Below are 17703 nucleotides of genomic sequence, written 5' to 3'. Positions count from 1 at the left end.
GAAAACGGGCCCGATCATCGCGTTCGCCGTGCGTCTCGCCTGTTGCCGTATCTAGCGCGCGCTGCGGGTGAGCGTCATGCCGCGCCCTGCGTAGAAGCGCGCCATCGTTGCGAACGGCAGATAGACATCCGCCTGATGAGGCGCGATGCCCGACGGATTATGAAACCATACGCCACCGCGATCGCGCCCGTGCAGCAGGATCAGATGCCCGCCCTGACGCTGATTCGGCCGCTCCGGATAACGGATCTCGGGGCTCACGGAAACGATCGCCAGCGTGTCGCCGTCGATGCGCACGGCGATCTCTTCGAGCGGCGCCTGCGGCAGCACCTCGACCTGAATACCGAATGCGTCGCCCAGCCAGTCGGCGAACGGCCGGTAGATCAAACCGTCGACGCCGCCATCGTCGCGCAGCCGGTACACGCCGTGGCGCAAGGCTTCATCCAGCAAGGCGGCGCGCGGCGCGTGTTCGATGCGCCAGTAGTCGAGCGCGGATTCGAGGCAGGTCAGACCGCACAGGCGTTTCGCCCAGAAACGGTAACGCTCCGGGTCGGCAAAACCACTGCGCTGCCAGTGTGGATCGTCGCATGGGTCGCCCTCCTGTTCGACGATGTGGCGCACCCATTCGGGGCTGCCCCATTGCGTGTGGTACGGCACGTCGGTGTGGCGTAGTGTCGGTTGGTTCATGAGTCGCGCGGAGTCGGCAGAAAATATTTTCACAGCATGCTACACGGCCAGCCCAGCAGGGGCGGACACAGACGGAATTTATGCGTCACGCAGATATTTGCCATTTATTCGCCAGACAGATATTTGTCGAATATGCGCCACACGAATATTTGACAAATATCTGCGTGACGCATAAAGTGCATTTATTCGTCTCACGGATAATTTGCCATGATCCACCTCGTCGCCACGCCGGACCAGATGGCCCAGCTGCTCGCTGCCGGCCGGCGCCAGGCCGGCCTCACCCAGGCCGATGCCGCTGCGCGCATCGGCGTCAGCCAGAGCCGCATCTCGGCGCTGGAAACCGACGCCACCGCCCTCACCCTCGCACAATTGCTGGCGCTATGCGGTGCCTACGGCCTGCAATTACAGGTGCGCGACAAGAACCAGCCGGTGCCTGAACCCGCGCCTTTGGTCGAGTGGTAAGCATGGGTCGCCAAACGCATTCGCGGGCGCTTTCGGTGTGGGCCAACGGTGAGCGCGTCGGCGTCTGGCGCCTGCCCACCCGCGGCCCCATGGAGTTCGCTTACGACCCCGCATGGGTCGCCTCACCCGCTGGCCGGCCGCTTTCGCTCTCGCTGCCGTTCGCGCCGAGCAACGTGGCGAACAAAGGCCACCGGGTGCTCAACTATTTCGACAATCTGCTCCCCGACAGCGAGGCGATCAGAAAACGCATCGCCCAGCGCTACCAGACCGATACGCTCGATCCCTTCGATCTGCTACAAGCCATCGGCCGCGATTGCGTGGGTGCCGTCCAGTTGCTGGCCGAAGACGACGCGCCGGCCGGCGTCGAACGCATCGACGGCACGCCGCTCTCCGACAGCGAGATCGAGACCATGCTGGCACGCACCGTCAGCACCCCCGCCCTCGGCGCGGCCGACGAAACGGACGATTTCCGCATCTCGCTCGCCGGCGCACAGGAGAAAACCGCCCTGCTGTGGCACGACGGCAAGTGGCAGCGCCCGCATGGCGCCACGCCCACCACGCACATTTTCAAGCTGCCGCTCGGGCTGGTCGGCAACAAGCTCGCCGACCTCAGCACCTCGGTCGAAAACGAATGGCTGTGTCTGCGGATTCTGCGCGCCTATGGCCTGCCCGTGGCCAACACCGAGATCATGACGTTCGGCAAGCAGCGGGTGCTGAGCGTCGAACGCTTCGACCGGCAACTGCATTCCAGCGGGCAATGGCTGCTGCGCCTGCCGCAGGAGGACTTCTGCCAGGTGTACGGCGTGCCGTCGCATCGCAAGTACGAAAACGAAGGCGGTCCGGGCATGCTGGACCTCGCGCGGATTCTCCAGCAATCGGTGTCGGCGCAACAGGACATCGAAACGCTGCTGGCAAGCCAGATCCTGTTCTGGATGCTGGCGGCGCCGGACGGCCACGCCAAGAACTTCAGCATTCGCCTGCTGGCGGGCGGCCAGTACCGTCTCACGCCGCTTTACGACGTGATGTCGATCTGGCCGGTGGAAGGCAACGGCCCGAACCAGTGGTCATGGTTCAAGGCCAGGCTCGCCATGGGGATGTGGTCGCGCAGCAAACACGACGCCTTCCGCGACGTGCAGCGGCGCCACTTCAACACCATGGCGCTGAGATGCTCATACGGCGCGAACGCCGAACCGTTGATCCAGCGGCTGATCGAACAGACGCCGCAGGTCATCGCGCGGGTCTCGGCCGAATTGCCCGAGCGCTTTCCGGGCAAGGTCGCCGAGCGGATTTTCAAAGGCCTGAAAAACTCGGCGGCCAAGCTCGACACCATGCCGCCGGCGTGACAGCGGGTGAGTAACAATCCAATCGGAATTACTTACAGATTCCTACCAATTTAATCGGTAAAATACTTTTGATGCCAAAGGCATAAACAGATCGCCGAATTCGTCTGTTCGCACCTCGTACCGACAGGTTTGGCGGCAGTCATCCCAAAACACAGACCGTAAGACTTTTTACGGTACATTTGCTGTCCCCCGCGTTGCCGCGTCGATGCGCATCCAATGTGCATGGCCGCGCTGCGCGTGCCGTATCGCATGCCCCCAGCCACCCTTCAAGAAGGCAGATCCTCACGCAGTATGACCAACGAAACAAACTCACCTGACTCCATTGCCGTCGCCGAGCGCGTGCGCGAGTTGATGAGCCGGCATGGAATCGGCAAACGCCAGCAGACCACTGAGCTATGCCGCATCCTCGATCTGAGTTTTTCGCAGGGACACCGCAAGCTGCGCGGCAACAGCCCGTGGACCCTCTCGCAGATCAAGAAGGTTGCCGAGGTGTTCGGCGAACCTGCCGCCCAGCTATTCGGCGCACAGTCGCTCGATCCGGGCATGGTTGGCGCCATCGCCCAGGAGGCGCTGTTCTGCGTCGGCGCGATCGAGCTGGCCTGCACCGCATGGGTCGGCGCCGCGCTCGAACCGGGCAGCCGCCCTGAATTCGTCGCGTACTCGAAGCTCGGCCAATGGCGCGTGGCGCGCCACGACGGCACGCTCTACCAAAGCGCGTACGAAGTCCACAAGATCGAGATCTATCCGCGCCGCGCCGAAACCGACAAGCCGACCATCGCCGTGGTGGACGACGATCAGGCCTCCGCCGACAACCTGCGCGACTATCTCGAACGCAGCGGTTTCGCGGCGGTGGCGATCTACGGCCTCGCGGCGTTCACCGAACAGCTGCAAACGCAGGTCTTCGACGGCGTTGTGATCGATTGGCTGTTCGGCTCGCAGACCTCCGCGGCGGCGATCCGCGCGGTGCGGGCGTCGGAGAATCCGGACGCGCCAATTTTCGTGCTGACCGGCGAACTGCTGACCGGCAAGGCCAGCGAATCGGAAATCAGCCAGGTCATCCGCAATTACGACGTCGCGTGCTATGAAAAGCCCGCGCGTATGGCGATCCTGGTCGCCGATCTGTCCAAACGCCTCAACCGGCCATAACGACGCATATGCCGGCAAGCGGCTGAAGGTGTGTGCTCAGGTTGAGCCCTCCTCCAACTGCGTTTCCTCAAGGCGTCACGTCACACCGTATGCCGCGAAGCCAAAGCTCGCTGCAACGCACTGCGCAGTTCCTCGTAATGTACTGGCTTTGATAACGCTTCAAAGAACGGCTGCAAGCCGGCCTCTCCCGCTTCCCCTGCCGCACCACTCGCCCCACCCGCACTACCTACGCTATCCGCCTCCGGCGCATATGCGCTCACCACGATCACCGGAACACCCGACGACGGCCCTCTGCGTGCCGCGAAGTCCGCAAGGAACGTATACCCGTCGCGATCCGGCATATGCAGATCGAGCAACACCACGTCACAGCGTCGCGCGTCGAGCCACGCGAGTGCATCGTCGGCATTGGAGACGGCGTGCGCGTCGAAATCCATGTGCGCGATCATTTCGCTGAGCGACTCGCGAATCAGCCGGTTGTCGTCGACGATCAACACGCAGGGGCGCGCGCCGCCTGGTTCGGCCTGCGCCGCCACGCCAGGAGGCGCGGTTGCCGCGACCGGTCTGACCGGAATCGTCACCGTAAAGGTCGTGCCCTCGCCCACCGTGCTCGCCACCTCGACGGTGCCGCCGAACAGCCTGACCAGCCCCTGCACGATCGCGAGTCCCATCCCCGCACCCTCGAAGCGGCGCGCGCGCGACGCGTCCAGTTGCGTGAACTCCTGGAAGATCAGCGGAATCTGCGCTTGCGGCACGCCCGGCCCCGTATCGCTGACGACGAAAATCAGCACCGCCGGCCGCTGCCTCAGTTGCACGCGCACCGTGCCGGTTTCGGTGTAACGGATCGCGTTGGTGACCAGGTTGTTGACGATCTGGCGGATGCGGTGCGGATCGGAATCGACGAGGCCGCTCATGCCGCTCGCCTCGCTTTCCAGTTTGAGGCCGCGCGCGGCGGCCGACATCGCGTGTTCGTCGACGATCGACGCCAGCAGCTCGCGCGGTTCGAAGTGCTCGTGACGCAACTCGAGCTTGCCGGCGCCAAGGCGCGCGTAGTCGGTCAGGTCTTTCATCTGCGCTTCCAGATGCCGCCCTGCGGTTTCGAGCCGCTGAATGACCTTGCGGTCGGCCTCGGAGTGATAGTTGAAGCCCAGCAATTCGATCGACGACACGATCGCATGCAAGGGCGTGCGCAGTTCGTGGCTGATCATGCCGAGAAACGCGTCCTTCGCGAGACTCGCCTCGCGCGCCGCGCGGCTCGCCTGATGCTCTGCGTCGAGCGCCGCGTGCTGCTGATGCATCAGGCGCGTGCGGCGCCGGCCGTTGAGCACCAGCAGCGTGGTCGCGGCCGCAGACAAGAGCAGCAGCAACAGGCCGCCCGCGAACAGCATGCGGCGCTTGTCGATGAAATCGCGGTTCATCGCCTCACGGTCGGCCACGTCGGCGAACCGGCGGCTTAACGCGAGATCGTTGACCTCGTTCCAATGCTGGCGCAACTCCACGACGATCTTATCGGCGCGACTGCGGTCCTTAGGCAACGCATCCACCTCAGGCTGAATCCCGTCCAGCAAATGATCGAGCGACTGGATTTCCTCCTGTTGCCGTTGCAGCAGCGCAAGCTGCGTAGTCAGTCTGCGGGTCGAACCAGCCATCACGTGCAGCTTCGATTGCAGCAACTGGTAGCGCAGCATGAGCCGCTGATAGTCGTCGTCGACGCCGGATTGATACAGCAGCAACTGGTTCTCGAATCGCGCGTAGGCGATTTGCAGCTGCGCGGCGTCCCAATAGAAACCATCGTACTGACCGGTCAGCTGTTCGGTGGCGCGCGGATTGAGCAGGTTCGCGTACAACAGATAGCCGATCGCGCCGGCCGGCGCCGCAAGCGCGGTCAGCCAGATCAACACATAGAGGACACGGCGCAAGGGGCGGCGTGTTATTTGACGATGAGTGCCTTGATCTGCCATACGAATTTAGAATCGCCCGCCGCGCCCATGAGTTCATCGGGAAACGCGTCGCGCGGATAGATAAGAAACAGCGGCCCGAAGTCGCTGATCTTCAGGCGCTGGCCGTTCATGCTGTACGCAACGACCACGCCGTAGCGATCGCAGTCCGACACCGGAATGGTGTAGGTATAGTCGTCGAGCGTATGGATCTCGACTGCGCTGCCGGATGCGCCGACTGTCTTCAGGATATCCGCGAGCAGCGGTCCTGTGAAGGTGGAACGTGGCGTCCAGGTGGTAGCGGTCGTAATCGAATGAGCCGGCAGCGCGAGCAGTTGGGCCTCGGTGAAGTGATACAGCTGGTGCGCCGCATCGTTGGTCTTGCTGATCTTGCCCTTCACGTCTAGCGATAACGGCAACGACTCCGCCTGCGCCTGCGCCTGCGCCTGTGCCTGCATGCTCCACGCGGCGAAAGCGAGGAGCAGACCCAGCCCCCACCATGCGCCCCTGACCACGCCTTTCCTGCCATCCACCGCTATGCCCGCCTTGGTCATCTTCATCTGTTTGGTCATTCCATCGTTTGTTATTTTGCGGGCGGCTGCGCTGCGCCGGCTTAACCGGCCAGCGAACCTGCAGCACCCCGCCGTTGTCCTTTTCCCGCGGCGGCGGTCGTCTTTGCGACACGCCCCGTCCGGCGGACGCGCGTCACCCCGACGCGCGATCTTTGAACCGCATGCATAATATCGCCAAAATTCTTCGTCTCAAAAACGGGGACCTGCCGCAGCACCGCGCCGCGCGCCGCTCTCCGTCTACAGGACACCTGCCCTACGCGCGCATCGCGACGCCCTGAGAGTCATGAACAAGCCGGTTTTGCCCCTGACGTACGAACAACTCGATCACTGGATCGAGTCGCTGCAACCCGCGTTGCTGGCGGAGCGCTTCACCATGGCGATCGGCATTCTGCGCGGCGGCGCACCGCTCGCGCTGATGGTTTCGCATGCGGCCGGCACGCCCGTCGCCTTCCTTCGATACGACCGGCAGTCACGCACGGTCGCCTGGGATTCGACGCTGCCGATTCCGCCCGCCGGCTCGAAAGTGCTGCTGTGCGAAGACATCGCGGGGCGCGGCTTTACGCTGACCGATTGCATCGCATTCCTGCAGCAGCATGGTCTCGACGTCAAAACGTTGACCGCCGCGGTCGACGACCTGAGCCGCACACAACCCGACTACGCAATCGACGCTCGCGGCTACTTCGCGCTGTTTCCGTGGGAGCGCCAGGCCTACACCGAGCGTTATCGCGAGGACTGGGAGCGCGTCGAAGCGGGCACCGCGCCCGCCATGGCCGAGGATCACGAATACGCCACCTACGCGATCGACCTCGACGGCATTCTGCTGCCCGACGTGCCGCTCGCCCGCTACGACGAGGATCTGGCCGCGGCGCTCGCCGAACGCGACGCGCTGCTGCCGTTCGAGGTGCTGCCGGGCATCGATCTGCAACGCGTGCGCACGATCATCACCGGGCGCCCGGAACTGGATCGCGCGCGCACCGAAGCATGGCTCACGCGGCACGGCTTCGGTCATATGCAACTGGTGATGCGCACGCCCGGCACGCACGACGAAAGTGCCGCCGGCGCAGCTGCTCACAAGGCCGCGGCGGCGTTGCGCGGCGGTGTCACGCACTTTGTGGAGAGCGATCCGGTGCAGGCGCTGCTGATCGCGCAGCAAGCGCCGTTACTGCGCGTGATCTGGTGGGACGCGCTTACGCAAACGGGGATGCTGGTGGGTGCGCGCGCGTGGACGTGAGCGGTGGCTAGGCTTCTTTCGTCTCTCTGAGATCTTTGGTTTCTTTGAGTTCTTTACCATCACGCAGATGCAGATGCCGCGCGGCCCGCTGCGAGGCGACGATGATCAGCTTCATCGTCGCACGCGTGGCGCCGACGAACAGCTTGCGTGCAATCCGCTCGTCGAATAGTTCGAAGTCGACCTCCGTGAGAATCACGCACGGCGCCGCCTGCCCCTTGAAGCGGTAGATCGACTCGAACAACACATCCCCTTCGCGATACTCCGGGTTGCCGAACAGATCGTACTTACCCGTGAAACTGCGCAACCGATGCGGTCCGAGATGATCCTGCGCGGTCATCGCCGAGCCTTCGCGGCCGCGAAACGACAGCACGGCAATATCCTGTTTGCGAAAGCCGAGCGACAAGGCCTGCGTGATCGCCCGCTTGGTTGCCTCGATGCTGCCTTCGGCGGCATTCGCTTCGTCGTAGACGGAGAACGAAATATCGGAGCCGTCGAACGGACTGCCCGAGGCCAGGTCCGCCGCGACCTGCACCGAAGCACCGACCACGTCGCGCACATAATCGAGAATGTCGCGCGGACTGCGGTAGTTGGTGGTCTCTTTCAGCGTGGTCCAGCCGTGCAGCTCGACCGGCTCGCGCATATACAGATTCTGCAGCGGATCTTCGAGCCACCACCACGCAGCGCCCGGCCGCAACAGACGCTCGAGTGCGGCCACCCACGGCTGCTGGAAATCCTGTCCTTCGTCGACGATCAGCACGTCGAATTGCCAGCGCGCGTCGATCGGCGTTTCGGCGAAAGTCGATTCAAGCTGTTTGAAGACGTCGCCGGACTGGAAATCTGGCTCGCGGCCCGCATCGCGCGCGATCCAGTCGCATAGCTGGTGATAGTTCGCCACCTTCGCCTCAGGCGGCGCGACCCGCGCAATGTGATCCGCGAGCGGCCGGTTGAAACACACGTACAAAGGCCGCTGACCACGCGCCGCCGCGTCCTTCATCACCTGCACCGCCAGTTGCGTCTTGCCGGAGCCGGCCGTGCCGATCACGCGCAGCCGGAACGGCGAAAACTCGAGTCGCCGCGCCCAGGTCGCGAGGCCGCCGGCCAGACGCGTGACGAGCGTGCCGGCCTGGCCGACCAGCGCGCTGGCGTCGGGCGTCAGCGAAAGTTCGTCAGCGAGAAAGTGATGGATTTTCGGTGCGCAGGCAAGGCGCGCTTCGTCCGCCGGCAACGCTTCGCGAATGATCGCGGCAAGCCGGTCCTTGCGCGTCGCGTCGACGATCCGTGCGGGATTCACGCCGGCGATCGCCGCGTCCTTGACGATGTGGTCCGGGCAATACAGCAGTTCTTCGATGAAATACGTACCCGCGCCGAACGCCGCGGTGAAGCGCCGGTGCAGCGTTTCGACGGTATGTGCGAGCGCGATCGCCACATTGCGCTCCGTCTGAAGGTAGACCTTGACGAGCCCCTTGGGCGTTTCGCGCAGGAAGCCGGTTTTCTGTTCGACGATCATCACGCGCCCGGCCGGGCTGACGATCACGAAGTCGGCCTCGCCGAACACTGAAAAATTCTGATTCAGACGAGTCCAGTGCACGCCGTGATAGACGGTGTAGCCATCGGGAAGCGCTTCTTCCAGCAACGCGAGGGTTTCGCGTTCGCGTGCGGCCGCGCCGGTGGCGGCGAGGCTCTTCCAGTCGTCGGGGACAATGCGGGCCATGCGGTGCCTCGTCGTATTCGGGTGCGCTCATTGTACGCAACGCCCGCGCGTTGCCGGCATGGCACATCGGGTGGCAATCGGGTCTCTGTGCGCAAAGCGCTTTGTCCGCGCTCCGGACAACATTTCACGCAGCAGATTGCAGGCTGGCGGCGCGCAAACCCATGCGCATCGTGTATCGTTACTGGCTGAACGCCGTGCGCCGCGCGCGGCTTGCCACCTGTCAATATAAAGAAAGGATTTACCGGATGATCACGATCTGGGGACGCGCCAACTCGGTCAACGTACAGAAAGTCTTGTGGTGTTGCGACGAACTGGTGCTGCCGTACGAACGCATCGACGCGGGACTGCAATTCGGCCGCAACAACGAGCCCGACTACCTGGCGATGAATCCGACCGGCAAAATTCCGACGCTGGTCGACGACGGCTTCGTGCTGTGGGAATCGAACTCGATCCTGCGCTATCTGGTGCTGCAATACGGCGAATCGAGCCTCCTCTATCCGTCGGAACCGAAACTGCGCTCCAGCATCGACCGCTGGCTCGACTGGTCGCTCACCACGCTGCAACCCGCGGAAAGGCCGGTGTTCTGGGCCCTCGTGCGCACACCCGCCGCCGAGCGCGACGCCAGCAAGCTCGCTACCGACTTCAGCGCGGTCACGTTGCTGTGGCGCCTGCTGGATAACCATCTGCAAGGCCGCTTCTTCCTCGAAGGCGAAAAGTTCACGCTTGCGGATATCGTGATCGGCGCGTACGCGAAACGCTGGTTCGGACTGGACGGCGTCGAACGCCCGCCGTTGCCGAATCTGGAGCGGTGGTATTCGCGGCTTGCGACTCGCCCGGGATTCAAGAAATACATCGATTTCCCGCTGACTTGAACAATCCGGCCGCTATAGGACTGCCTCATGTCCCACCGAGGCGTCCAGCCGCGATCGGCAGGTACGCCGCACACCGGCACAGCCAGGCGCGATGGCCTTTATAATCCACGCATGAAGACCGCCAAGCCCGCCGCGAACGCCGACAAAACCACGCCTGCTGCCTCCGCTCATCATCATGAGCCGGGGCACATGCACAGTGGGCACGGGGAATCGCAGGAAGCCGCACTGACTCTCGCGGAAGAATATTGTCGCGAACGCGGCGAAAAACTCACGCCGATCCGCCGCAAAGTGCTCGAATTGCTGTTGAATTCCGGGCGCGCCACCAAAGCTTATTCGCTGCTCGACGACATGCGCCAGATCCATCCGGGCTCGGCGCCGCCTACGGTTTACCGGGCGCTGGACTTTCTGCTCTCGGCAGGACTCGTGCACCGGATCGAATCGATCAATGCGTTCACCGTCTGCCACGACCTGACCCAATGCCAGCACGGCATTCTGGTGGTTTGCCAGCAATGCGGCAACGTCACCGAGTTGCATCAGCCGAAGCTGCGCCAGGCCCTCGTCGCGCAAATCGAAGACGCGGGTTACCGCCTTGCGAGCGATGAAATCGAATTGAAGGGGTTGTGTTCCGCCTGTCAGGCAGCGGAAGCGGCCAGCGCCAGCGCGGCTGCACCGGTCGCCGCCGCCAAATAACAGCGGCGCCTGCAATCAGGTTTGCAATCTGATTGCAGATCGTTTCGCCAGACGAAAGCTTGCGGCCGAAGATCCGGCGGCAAGAAACCGCCCTCCGGCCGCGAGGCCGCTCCTCAGCCTGCCGCGCGAGCGTCGATCGCGTCGTGCAACAGTGTCACGAGCTCTTCCGGCAATGCCGGCTTGGTCATGAAATGCTGGAAGCCTTCGCCGATGCTGCGTAAGCGATAAGCGTCGTCGGTATGGCCTGTAAGCGCCACGGCCACTGAAGGCGCATGGTCACCGCGAATCTCGTGATCGCGCAGCCGCTGGATCAGATAAAAGCCATCCATGGCCGGCAATTCGAGGTCGCACACCACGGCGTCAGGCAACAGCCGCAGCGCCGCTTCGACGCCCTCTTCCGCATCCGCCACAGCGACGACATGCGCCCCTTCCGCCTCGAGTAACAAGGTCAGTGATTCCCGGCTATCCGGGTCGTCTTCGACGAGCACGATCGTGGCCTGATCGAGCCTCAATGCTCCGTTCATGTTCTGTTGTTGCTCTAAAAAACCGGTTAGGCCATCAGACTCGGCCAACGTATCGCCCTGCTGTTTGCCGCCGATTTGCGCGGCTGCGGTATTGCTGTCCATGGTTCCGACTCGATTTCATGCGTCGAGTTGCATGCAGGCCCGCGATTGTAAAACATGGCCTCGGCGCAACGCGTGCGCACAGTAACGCGCCAAAATTGCACGCCAATGAAAAACCGGCCCTCGGCTCCACTGCCTTGGCTGACCGATGCCGACACCCGATTCGCCGTGGCGGCTGGCGCGAACCCACGTCCATCGCCTTGTCCACCCCAGCATCTGCCCTGACATTCCTGTCCTATTGCGACGCCGACGCTGTTATCTCTCCCGCACGGCGTTCAGATCCACTCCTCAGGTAGCACGTAGCGTGCCTCGCCGGCTTCGCCAGATTCATCAGATTCGTCGTTACGGCAGCATGGTTGCGCGAGCCTGCCGCGCGATCTACAGCGGCGCTATGATCGTGTGCGCGAAATCGCAGCGGCTGCGTGACGTTCCGTCGCTGCGACGCAGCACGTCATATGAGCGCCATCTTCCCTCCCCTAAAACCTGAGGCCGCCCGACACCATGTCCGATCTCGACTCCGCCACGCTCGAAGCACTCCGTCATGTCAGCACTGCCACGCTGACCACCCAGTTGTTCAAGCGCGGCTTGCGCAATACGTTCATGCAGGGCGTCGCCCCGCTCGCCGCGCACACTGGCGCAAATCTGGTCGGGCCAGCCTTCACGCTGCGCAATATTCCCTCGCGCGAGGACATCGACGTACTCGAACTGTTTGCGGATCCGGAGTACGCACAGCGCAAATGTGTCGAGACCATTCCGGCCGGTCACGTGCTCGTGCAGGATTGCCGCGGTGAACGCGGCAGCGCCTCGTTCGGTTCGATCCTCTCACAGCGCTTGCAGGTGCGCGGCGTGGCGGGCATGGTGTCCGACGGTCCTGTGCGCGACAGCACGACGATCGCCGCGCTCGGCATGCCGGTGTTTTGTGCGGGCGCAAGCGCGCCGCCGAATCTGATCCGGCATCACGCGGTGGATATCAATGTGCCGATCGGCTGCGGCGGTGTCGCGGTGTTTCCCGGCGACGTGATCGTGGGCGATGCGGACGGCGTGGTGGTCATCCCGTTCAAAATGGCAGCCGAAGTTGCGCAAGCCGCCGTCGAGCAGGAACAACTCGAAGTGTTTCTCACCGAGCGTATTCGTGAGGGCGCAGCCCTGCCCGGCACTTATCCGCCGAACGAAAAAACCAGGGCTGCGTATGAGGCGTGGCGGCAGAAACGCAGTTCTGAATGAGGCACGTGGTGTATCAGGCCGCTTTGCCCGGACCGACGCCCTGCACCAGCAAGGCCACCGCATGCCGGGCGATCTCCTCGCTACCGATGTTGCACCGCGCGGGATCGTTACGCCACAGCTTCGAAGTGGCCAGCGGCAGAATCGTCATGCCCAGTAGCGTGACGAACACCAGCGAGGGCTCCAGTCCGGCATTCAGTCGGCCTTCCTTTTGCCAGCGCGCGATGGCTAACAGCGACGCCTTCTGAGCCGCGTCGCCAAACCGTTCATGCATGCGCTGACGCAGCAAGCCGCCGTCGCTGATCACTTCGCGCACCCACAGCGACGGAAACCACGGATTGTCGCTCGCCGTCTTCACCAAACGCTGCGCGAGTTGCGTAATGGCCGCCACCGGATCGTCGGGATTTTCCTGAAACGGCACTCCGATCCCCGCGCGCAGCGGCGCGAAACGCTCATCGATCAGCACGTCGAGCAGTTGATCGCGCGTCTTGAAGTAGTAGTGCATCATCGCCGGCGTGAAACCCGCCTCGCGGGCAATCTCCCCGAGCGTGGTGTCGACGATACCCTGCCGCGCGAACAGGACGAGCGCGGCGTCCAGCAGGCGGCTGCGCTGCTCCGGGCCGCGCGCCGAGCCCGAAGGCCTGCCCGGCCGCCGCGTAGGTGCGGACGGCAATGCGGCATTTGAAGCGTCCGCAGCATCGCCCGCCGCGGCTGAAGCCGGATTCGAAAGCTTTCGCGCCTTCACGGCGGTCGTGGTGCGCGGTTGGCGTTTCACTTCGCGGTCATCTGACGTAATCCTTGCCATTGCATTCAATTTGACGAGAGACACAATGTCGCATATATTAATCTCCGAATTAATTAATTTCAACACCTTGGCGCCATGGACCAAACGACAACGACTCAACCCGCCGGGCTAACGCTGGCGGATGCGCAGCCAGATGTGCAGTCCGGCCAGCAGGCAAATGACCACCCGCCGATCCGCCTGCTGTTTCCGGCGCTCCTGCTGGTCATGCTGCTCGCCGCGCTCGATCAGACGATCGTCTCGACCGCACTGCCGACCATCGTCGGTGAACTCGGCGGGCTCAACAACCTCTCGTGGGTGGTGACCGCCTACCTGCTCAGCTCGACTATCGTCGTGCCGCTGTACGGCAAATTCGGCGATCTGTTCGGCCGCAAGATCGTGCTGCAAACCGCGATCGTCGTGTTCCTCGTCGGCTCCGCGCTGTGCGGCGTCGCCCAGAACATGACCCAGCTGATCGTGCTGCGAGCGCTGCAAGGGCTCGGCGGCGGCGGTCTGCTAGTCGTGACGATGGCCGCCATCGCGGACGTAATTCCGCCGGCTGAGCGCGGCCGCTTCCAGGGTGTATTCGGCGGCGTATTCGGTCTCGCGACGGTGGTCGGGCCCCTGCTCGGCGGCTTTCTCGTCGAGCATCTGTCATGGCGCTGGATTTTCTACATCAACCTGCCGCTCGGCCTCATCTCGCTGGCTGTGATCGGTGCGGTCTTCAAGCCGCACGTTCAGCACGTGAAGCACACCATCGACTACATGGGCGCCGCGTTTCTCGCCGGCGCGCTGACCTGCATCATCCTGTTCACGAGCCAGGGCGGCACGATTCTGCCGTGGTCGTCGCCGCAATTGTGGTTCACGCTGGGGATGGGGCTGGTGGCGATCTGGGGCTTCATCCATGAGGAGCGCACTGCCGTCGAACCGATCATGCCGCTCGAACTCTTCAAACAGCGCACGTTTTTGCTGAGCAGTCTGATCGGCTTCATCATCGGCGTGTCGCTGTTCGGCTCGGTCACGTTCCTGCCGCTGTATCTGCAAGTGGTCAAAGGCTCGACGCCCACGGAAGCCGGCATTCAAATGCTGCCGATGATGGGCGGCCTGTTCGTGATGTCGATGGTGACCGGACGCGTAATCAGCAAGATCGGCAAGTACCGCATGTTTCCGATCGCCGGCACGTTTCTCGTGGCCGTCGCGATGGTGCTGCTCGCGCGCCTGCAGATCGACACGCCCATTCGTGTGATGTATATCGACATGGGCATTCTCGGCTTCGGTCTCGGCATGGTGATGCAGGTGCTGATTCTCGCCGTGCAAAATACGGTCGAGTTCAAGCACATGGGTGTCGCTACTTCGGGCGCGACGCTGTTCCGTTCAATCGGCGGCTCGATCGGCGTGGCCGCTTTTGGCGCGGTGTTTTCGAACGGCCTTGCCGCGCGACTGGAAAAACTGATTCCGGCGGACACCGAATTGCCGCACGCGCTCGGACCGGCGGCCATCCACCAGTTGCCCGAAGCGTTGCGCAGCGACTATTTGCAAGCGTTTGCCGGCGCGTTGCACACGGTGTATCTCTCGGCGGCCTGCGTTGTCGTGCTGGCCTTTGCGCTCGCGTGGCTTCTGAAGGATCATCCGCTGCGCAAGCACTGATTTCGCATATCCCGTTTCCAGCGGGTGTTTTCTGCAAGCGCTTGATGACGAGGTCGAACGCTACGCGCTTCGACCTCGTTTTGCTTTCATCGCCGCCATTTCGTTCTGCCAATTCCGCCAACGCGCCATCGTTGTCGACGCCTGCGCACAGTAACTTCGCAAACCGTGTGAAAAAAACAGACAGCCTGTTCGTTCTGCCGACATATGCACTGTTTCGTCGTACCTACAAATGCGCTCTGGCGTGCATAAAGTAGGTAAGAACGTCGATTGACGTTCTCATCGAAACGCCACATATTGCATTTAGTGGCACCGCAAGCGAGGACTTGCGTCCGAAGGTTCTCCAGCGCATGTGGATCGTGGTTTCCGCGGACATTACTCCTGCCTCAACACGATCTGGAGCATGCCGTAACGGCACTGTTTTCCACAGGTGGGTCCACAGTATGTCCACCCAGACAATACTCGGCCATAGTTTCCCGACGCCCTGCAAACGCTGCGGTGGTGCGCTGTACCGGCAAGTAGACTATTGCCCGTATTGTGGCGCCGTGCATCCGCTTGACGCCGGGCCGCACAAGCGTGTCGTGATTCCCGGCAGCCGCGCCAGTGCCGTCAGCAAGACAGCGCAGAAAAACGGCTTCGATCCGACACAGCCGGCTGAAATCGACCTCGCCGTGCCGACTGCGGTCACCGACGAAGCCGCGCCTATAGAGTCCCCGATAGAAGCGCCGGCACTCGTGCCTGAGGACGAGCCGATTCCGCCGCTCACCGATCTGAAGTATTCTGCGGACCGCAGCGCGTTCCCGATACGCCGGGTGCTGCTCGCGATCGTGGCGATTGGCGCAATCGGACTAGCGTATGTCGCCTTTACACTATTCAGCGACGACCACGAATCGCAGAGCGGCAATACCGAGCAGGCGGCGGGCAATCCTCAGGACGCCAGAACGGCGACCGGCACGATCGCGCCGTACGCACCGGCTCAGCCAACGAATCAGGCCGCCGCGGTTAAGCCCGCTATCCCCAGCAATGCCGCCAATCCCGCCAAGGCAGCACCGACAATCCTGACCACGCCCGTCGCGCCGCCGTTGCCCCCAGAGCCTGTAAAACCAGCAGCGCCGCAGTTCCGCGATGCCGCACAAGCGCTGCAGGCAGCGCGTCTGGCGTTCCGCGCCAACGACCTCTCCGCGGCACAAGCGGCGCTTGGCACGGCGCAAACGCTGCAGCCCGGCAACGCCGACGCACAAAGCCTGCTGACCGAATTGAAGCCACTCGCCGCGCGCCGCGACGCCGCGTTGCAGGCCGCACAACTGTGCGCCTCGCAGCAGTCGTGGAGTTGCGCGCGCCAGCACGCCAATGAGGCGCTCGCGATCGACACCGGCAACGACACCGCGAAAACGATCCTTGCACGCGTGATTCACGAGACAGGTTGGGCACCGCTCAAGCCACATGCGTAGACCGGCATTCCAGCGAGCGAAAAAGTTTGGATACCGAATTTCATGGCCGTTCGCACGTTCGATTTGTCTGACTGAGCGCATGAATCGTGGCACGCCCGATTGCACTGGCGTTTCACTTTCCCTCTGAGCGGCAACAGACGGACATAGCGGGCGCCATGCATTGAACATGAGAAGGCAAGCCGGCTCACCGGTGCTTCGCGCGCGCCGACGCGAGAGGCAGTTCAACCCTGACAGATAGGTAGATAGACCATGCTGAAGAAACTTCTGACGGGATGGCTGGGGCTGGCGCTGATGATCGTGTCTTCGTTTGCAAGCGCGGAGGCTGCGCACTACAAGATCGTCACCGGTCCGGAACGCGGCACGTATATTCAGATCGGCCAGGATCTGTCGAAGTGGGTGGCGCAGCCGGCCGGCATCGACCTGGAAGTGATGGCGTCGAAGGGTTCGGCTGAGAACGTGCAGCGCATGCGCTTCGAGCCGGGCGTCAAGCTCGCGCTAGTGCAGTCCGATGTGTATCAGGCCTATATCGACATGGCCAACGCGGGCAATGCCGACGCGGGTACGGCAATCCGGCCGCTACGGCTCATCATGCCGCTCTACGACGAGGAAATTAACGTCGTGGTGCGCGCGGACTCGCCGATGAAAACCTTCGCCGACATCAAGGACAAGAGCATCAGCGTGGGCCTGCTCGGCAGCGGCACTGCTCAAACGGCCACGACGCTCTATCACCTGATGTTCGGACAGGCGATTCCGGAGCAGAACGTCCAGCACCTGAGCAACGAAGATGCGCTGGCCGCATTGATCGTCAAGAAGGTGGACGTGGCGATCATCGTGGTCGGGCAGCCGGCGAAACTGTTCAACGACATGAATCCCGAGCTGCTGCAACAGATCCGCCCGCTGAAGGTTGATCCCAATGCGCCCGAAACCACCCGTGCAAAGCAGACGTATTTCCCCACGACACTCCGCGCGACCAGTTATCCGAACTGGCTGAAGGAAGATGTCCCAACGCTGACGGTCAAGGCCTTCCTCGTCACTTACGATTACGGTCTGCGCGATACCGTCGGCAATCTGAATCACTTTGCGGACTCGCTGTGCGCCAACTTCGACAATCTGCAGGAGCATGGGCATCCGAAGTGGAAGCAGGTGAAGCTCGAATTGCCACCTCTCGTGCGCGGATGGAAATACTACGGGCCGGTGGAAAAACATCTGCGCGCGTGTCTCGCGAACAAGAGCGCGGGGATCAGCGCGGCGGCCGCGCAAGCCGCGCAGAAACCACGCTCTTCCTGCACGGATCAGGAGCGTCTGCTCTTGCTGTGTAAATAACGTTGCGTGGCGAGG

Annotated in this window: 16 protein-coding genes; 10 read left to right on the top strand and 6 right to left on the bottom strand. The window is 62.9% G+C overall.

Annotated elements, in window-relative coordinates; genetic code table 11:
- Positions 1–51: 51 nt before the first annotated feature.
- Positions 52–684, bottom strand: a complete 633-nt coding sequence (locus tag BM438_RS23135) for a C39 family peptidase (protein WP_093638390.1) — start codon at positions 682–684, stop codon at positions 52–54.
- A 207-nt stretch (positions 685–891) separates the two neighbouring features.
- On the opposite strand from BM438_RS23135, the gene BM438_RS23130 reads away from it, so the two are divergent.
- The 3 genes from BM438_RS23130 (at position 892) to BM438_RS23120 (ending at position 3635) form a co-directional block, all read left to right on the top strand.
- Positions 892–1146, top strand: coding sequence for a helix-turn-helix transcriptional regulator (locus tag BM438_RS23130; RefSeq protein WP_054036490.1), 255 nt, complete (start codon positions 892–894; stop codon positions 1144–1146).
- A gap of 2 nt (positions 1147–1148) precedes the next feature.
- On the top strand, positions 1149–2489 hold the full coding sequence (locus BM438_RS23125) for a type II toxin-antitoxin system HipA family toxin (protein ID WP_093638387.1): 1341 nt from the start codon (positions 1149–1151) through the stop codon (positions 2487–2489).
- Between the two features lie 291 nt (positions 2490–2780).
- A complete protein-coding gene (locus BM438_RS23120; protein ID WP_093638384.1) occupies positions 2781–3635 on the top strand; it encodes a helix-turn-helix domain-containing protein in 855 nt (284 codons plus the stop codon).
- Between the two features lie 80 nt (positions 3636–3715).
- Here BM438_RS23120 and BM438_RS23115 read toward each other — a convergent pair whose 3' ends face one another.
- Positions 3716–5593 carry an ATP-binding response regulator gene (locus BM438_RS23115; RefSeq protein ID WP_093638381.1) on the bottom strand — a complete coding sequence of 626 codons (1878 nt, stop codon included), beginning with the start codon at positions 5591–5593 and terminating at the stop codon, positions 3716–3718.
- The gene (locus tag BM438_RS23110; RefSeq protein WP_093638822.1) at positions 5563–6123 is read right to left on the bottom strand and encodes a putative pterin-binding protein; all 561 of its coding nucleotides are present in this window, start codon (positions 6121–6123) and stop codon (positions 5563–5565) included. Before BM438_RS23110 ends, BM438_RS23115 begins: the two co-directional genes overlap by 31 nt.
- A gap of 301 nt (positions 6124–6424) precedes the next feature.
- Between BM438_RS23110 and BM438_RS23105 the strand changes: the two genes are divergently transcribed.
- Positions 6425–7372, top strand: a complete 948-nt coding sequence (locus BM438_RS23105) for a phosphoribosyltransferase (protein WP_093638378.1) — start codon at positions 6425–6427, stop codon at positions 7370–7372.
- A 7-nt stretch (positions 7373–7379) separates the two neighbouring features.
- Here the strand turns inward: BM438_RS23105 and BM438_RS23100 are convergent, their stop codons facing one another.
- A complete protein-coding gene (locus tag BM438_RS23100; protein ID WP_093638375.1) occupies positions 7380–9083 on the bottom strand; it encodes an ATP-binding domain-containing protein in 1704 nt (567 codons plus the stop codon).
- A gap of 245 nt (positions 9084–9328) precedes the next feature.
- On the opposite strand from BM438_RS23100, the gene BM438_RS23095 reads away from it, so the two are divergent.
- Positions 9329–9955, top strand: a complete 627-nt coding sequence (locus BM438_RS23095; protein WP_093638819.1) for a glutathione S-transferase family protein — start codon at positions 9329–9331, stop codon at positions 9953–9955.
- Between the two features lie 111 nt (positions 9956–10066).
- Positions 10067–10645: a Fur family transcriptional regulator gene (locus tag BM438_RS23090; protein WP_093638372.1), complete on the top strand. Its 579-nt coding sequence runs from the start codon at positions 10067–10069 to the stop codon at positions 10643–10645.
- Positions 10646–10758: 113 nt separating this feature from the next.
- Here BM438_RS23090 and BM438_RS23085 read toward each other — a convergent pair whose 3' ends face one another.
- Positions 10759–11271: a response regulator gene (locus BM438_RS23085; protein WP_093638369.1), complete on the bottom strand. Its 513-nt coding sequence runs from the start codon at positions 11269–11271 to the stop codon at positions 10759–10761.
- A gap of 498 nt (positions 11272–11769) precedes the next feature.
- Here BM438_RS23085 and BM438_RS23080 point away from each other — a divergent pair, with 498 nt between their 5' ends.
- Entirely contained in the window at positions 11770–12492 is a 723-nt protein-coding gene (locus tag BM438_RS23080) for a ribonuclease activity regulator RraA (RefSeq protein ID WP_093638366.1), read from the top strand.
- 13 nt (positions 12493–12505) lie between these two features.
- Here BM438_RS23080 and BM438_RS23075 read toward each other — a convergent pair whose 3' ends face one another.
- A complete protein-coding gene (locus BM438_RS23075; protein WP_093638363.1) occupies positions 12506–13294 on the bottom strand; it encodes a TetR/AcrR family transcriptional regulator in 789 nt (262 codons plus the stop codon).
- Between the two features lie 75 nt (positions 13295–13369).
- On the opposite strand from BM438_RS23075, the gene BM438_RS23070 reads away from it, so the two are divergent.
- From BM438_RS23070 to BM438_RS23060, 3 genes are all read left to right on the top strand, one after another.
- Entirely contained in the window at positions 13370–14917 is a 1548-nt protein-coding gene (locus BM438_RS23070) for an MDR family MFS transporter (RefSeq protein ID WP_093638360.1), read from the top strand.
- 440 nt (positions 14918–15357) lie between these two features.
- Positions 15358–16365 (top strand): zinc ribbon domain-containing protein, encoded by a 1008-nt coding sequence (locus BM438_RS23065; RefSeq protein WP_093638356.1) that lies wholly within the window; start codon positions 15358–15360, stop codon positions 16363–16365.
- Positions 16366–16614: 249 nt separating this feature from the next.
- On the top strand, positions 16615–17688 hold the full coding sequence (locus BM438_RS23060) for a TAXI family TRAP transporter solute-binding subunit (RefSeq protein WP_093638353.1): 1074 nt from the start codon (positions 16615–16617) through the stop codon (positions 17686–17688).
- Positions 17689–17703 lie beyond the last annotated feature (15 nt).

Origin of the sequence: Paraburkholderia aspalathi, assembly GCF_900116445.1 — a bacterium.
GTDB classification, from domain to species: Bacteria; Pseudomonadota; Gammaproteobacteria; order Burkholderiales; family Burkholderiaceae; genus Paraburkholderia; species Paraburkholderia aspalathi.
Note: the sequence above shows the minus strand (reverse complement) of the source record. Positions and strands in the feature narration are given on the sequence as shown.

Bases quoted from the DNA above. Each gene is read 5' to 3' on its own strand.
- BM438_RS23135 (WP_093638390.1), bottom strand. From the start codon at position 684: ATGAACCAACCGACACTACGCCACACCGACGTGCCGTACCACACGCAA.
- BM438_RS23130 (WP_054036490.1), top strand. From the start codon at position 892: ATGATCCACCTCGTCGCCACGCCGGACCAGATGGCCCAGCTGCTCGCT.
- BM438_RS23125 (WP_093638387.1), top strand. From the start codon at position 1,149: ATGGGTCGCCAAACGCATTCGCGGGCGCTTTCGGTGTGGGCCAACGGT.
- BM438_RS23120 (WP_093638384.1), top strand. From the start codon at position 2,781: ATGACCAACGAAACAAACTCACCTGACTCCATTGCCGTCGCCGAGCGC.
- BM438_RS23115 (WP_093638381.1), bottom strand. From the start codon at position 5,593: ATGGCAGATCAAGGCACTCATCGTCAAATAACACGCCGCCCCTTGCGC.
- BM438_RS23110 (WP_093638822.1), bottom strand. From the start codon at position 6,123: ATGACCAAGGCGGGCATAGCGGTGGATGGCAGGAAAGGCGTGGTCAGG.
- BM438_RS23105 (WP_093638378.1), top strand. From the start codon at position 6,425: ATGAACAAGCCGGTTTTGCCCCTGACGTACGAACAACTCGATCACTGG.
- BM438_RS23100 (WP_093638375.1), bottom strand. From the start codon at position 9,083: ATGGCCCGCATTGTCCCCGACGACTGGAAGAGCCTCGCCGCCACCGGC.
- BM438_RS23095 (WP_093638819.1), top strand. From the start codon at position 9,329: ATGATCACGATCTGGGGACGCGCCAACTCGGTCAACGTACAGAAAGTC.
- BM438_RS23090 (WP_093638372.1), top strand. From the start codon at position 10,067: ATGAAGACCGCCAAGCCCGCCGCGAACGCCGACAAAACCACGCCTGCT.
- BM438_RS23085 (WP_093638369.1), bottom strand. From the start codon at position 11,271: ATGGACAGCAATACCGCAGCCGCGCAAATCGGCGGCAAACAGCAGGGC.
- BM438_RS23080 (WP_093638366.1), top strand. From the start codon at position 11,770: ATGTCCGATCTCGACTCCGCCACGCTCGAAGCACTCCGTCATGTCAGC.
- BM438_RS23075 (WP_093638363.1), bottom strand. From the start codon at position 13,294: ATGGCAAGGATTACGTCAGATGACCGCGAAGTGAAACGCCAACCGCGC.
- BM438_RS23070 (WP_093638360.1), top strand. From the start codon at position 13,370: ATGGACCAAACGACAACGACTCAACCCGCCGGGCTAACGCTGGCGGAT.
- BM438_RS23065 (WP_093638356.1), top strand. From the start codon at position 15,358: ATGTCCACCCAGACAATACTCGGCCATAGTTTCCCGACGCCCTGCAAA.
- BM438_RS23060 (WP_093638353.1), top strand. From the start codon at position 16,615: ATGCTGAAGAAACTTCTGACGGGATGGCTGGGGCTGGCGCTGATGATC.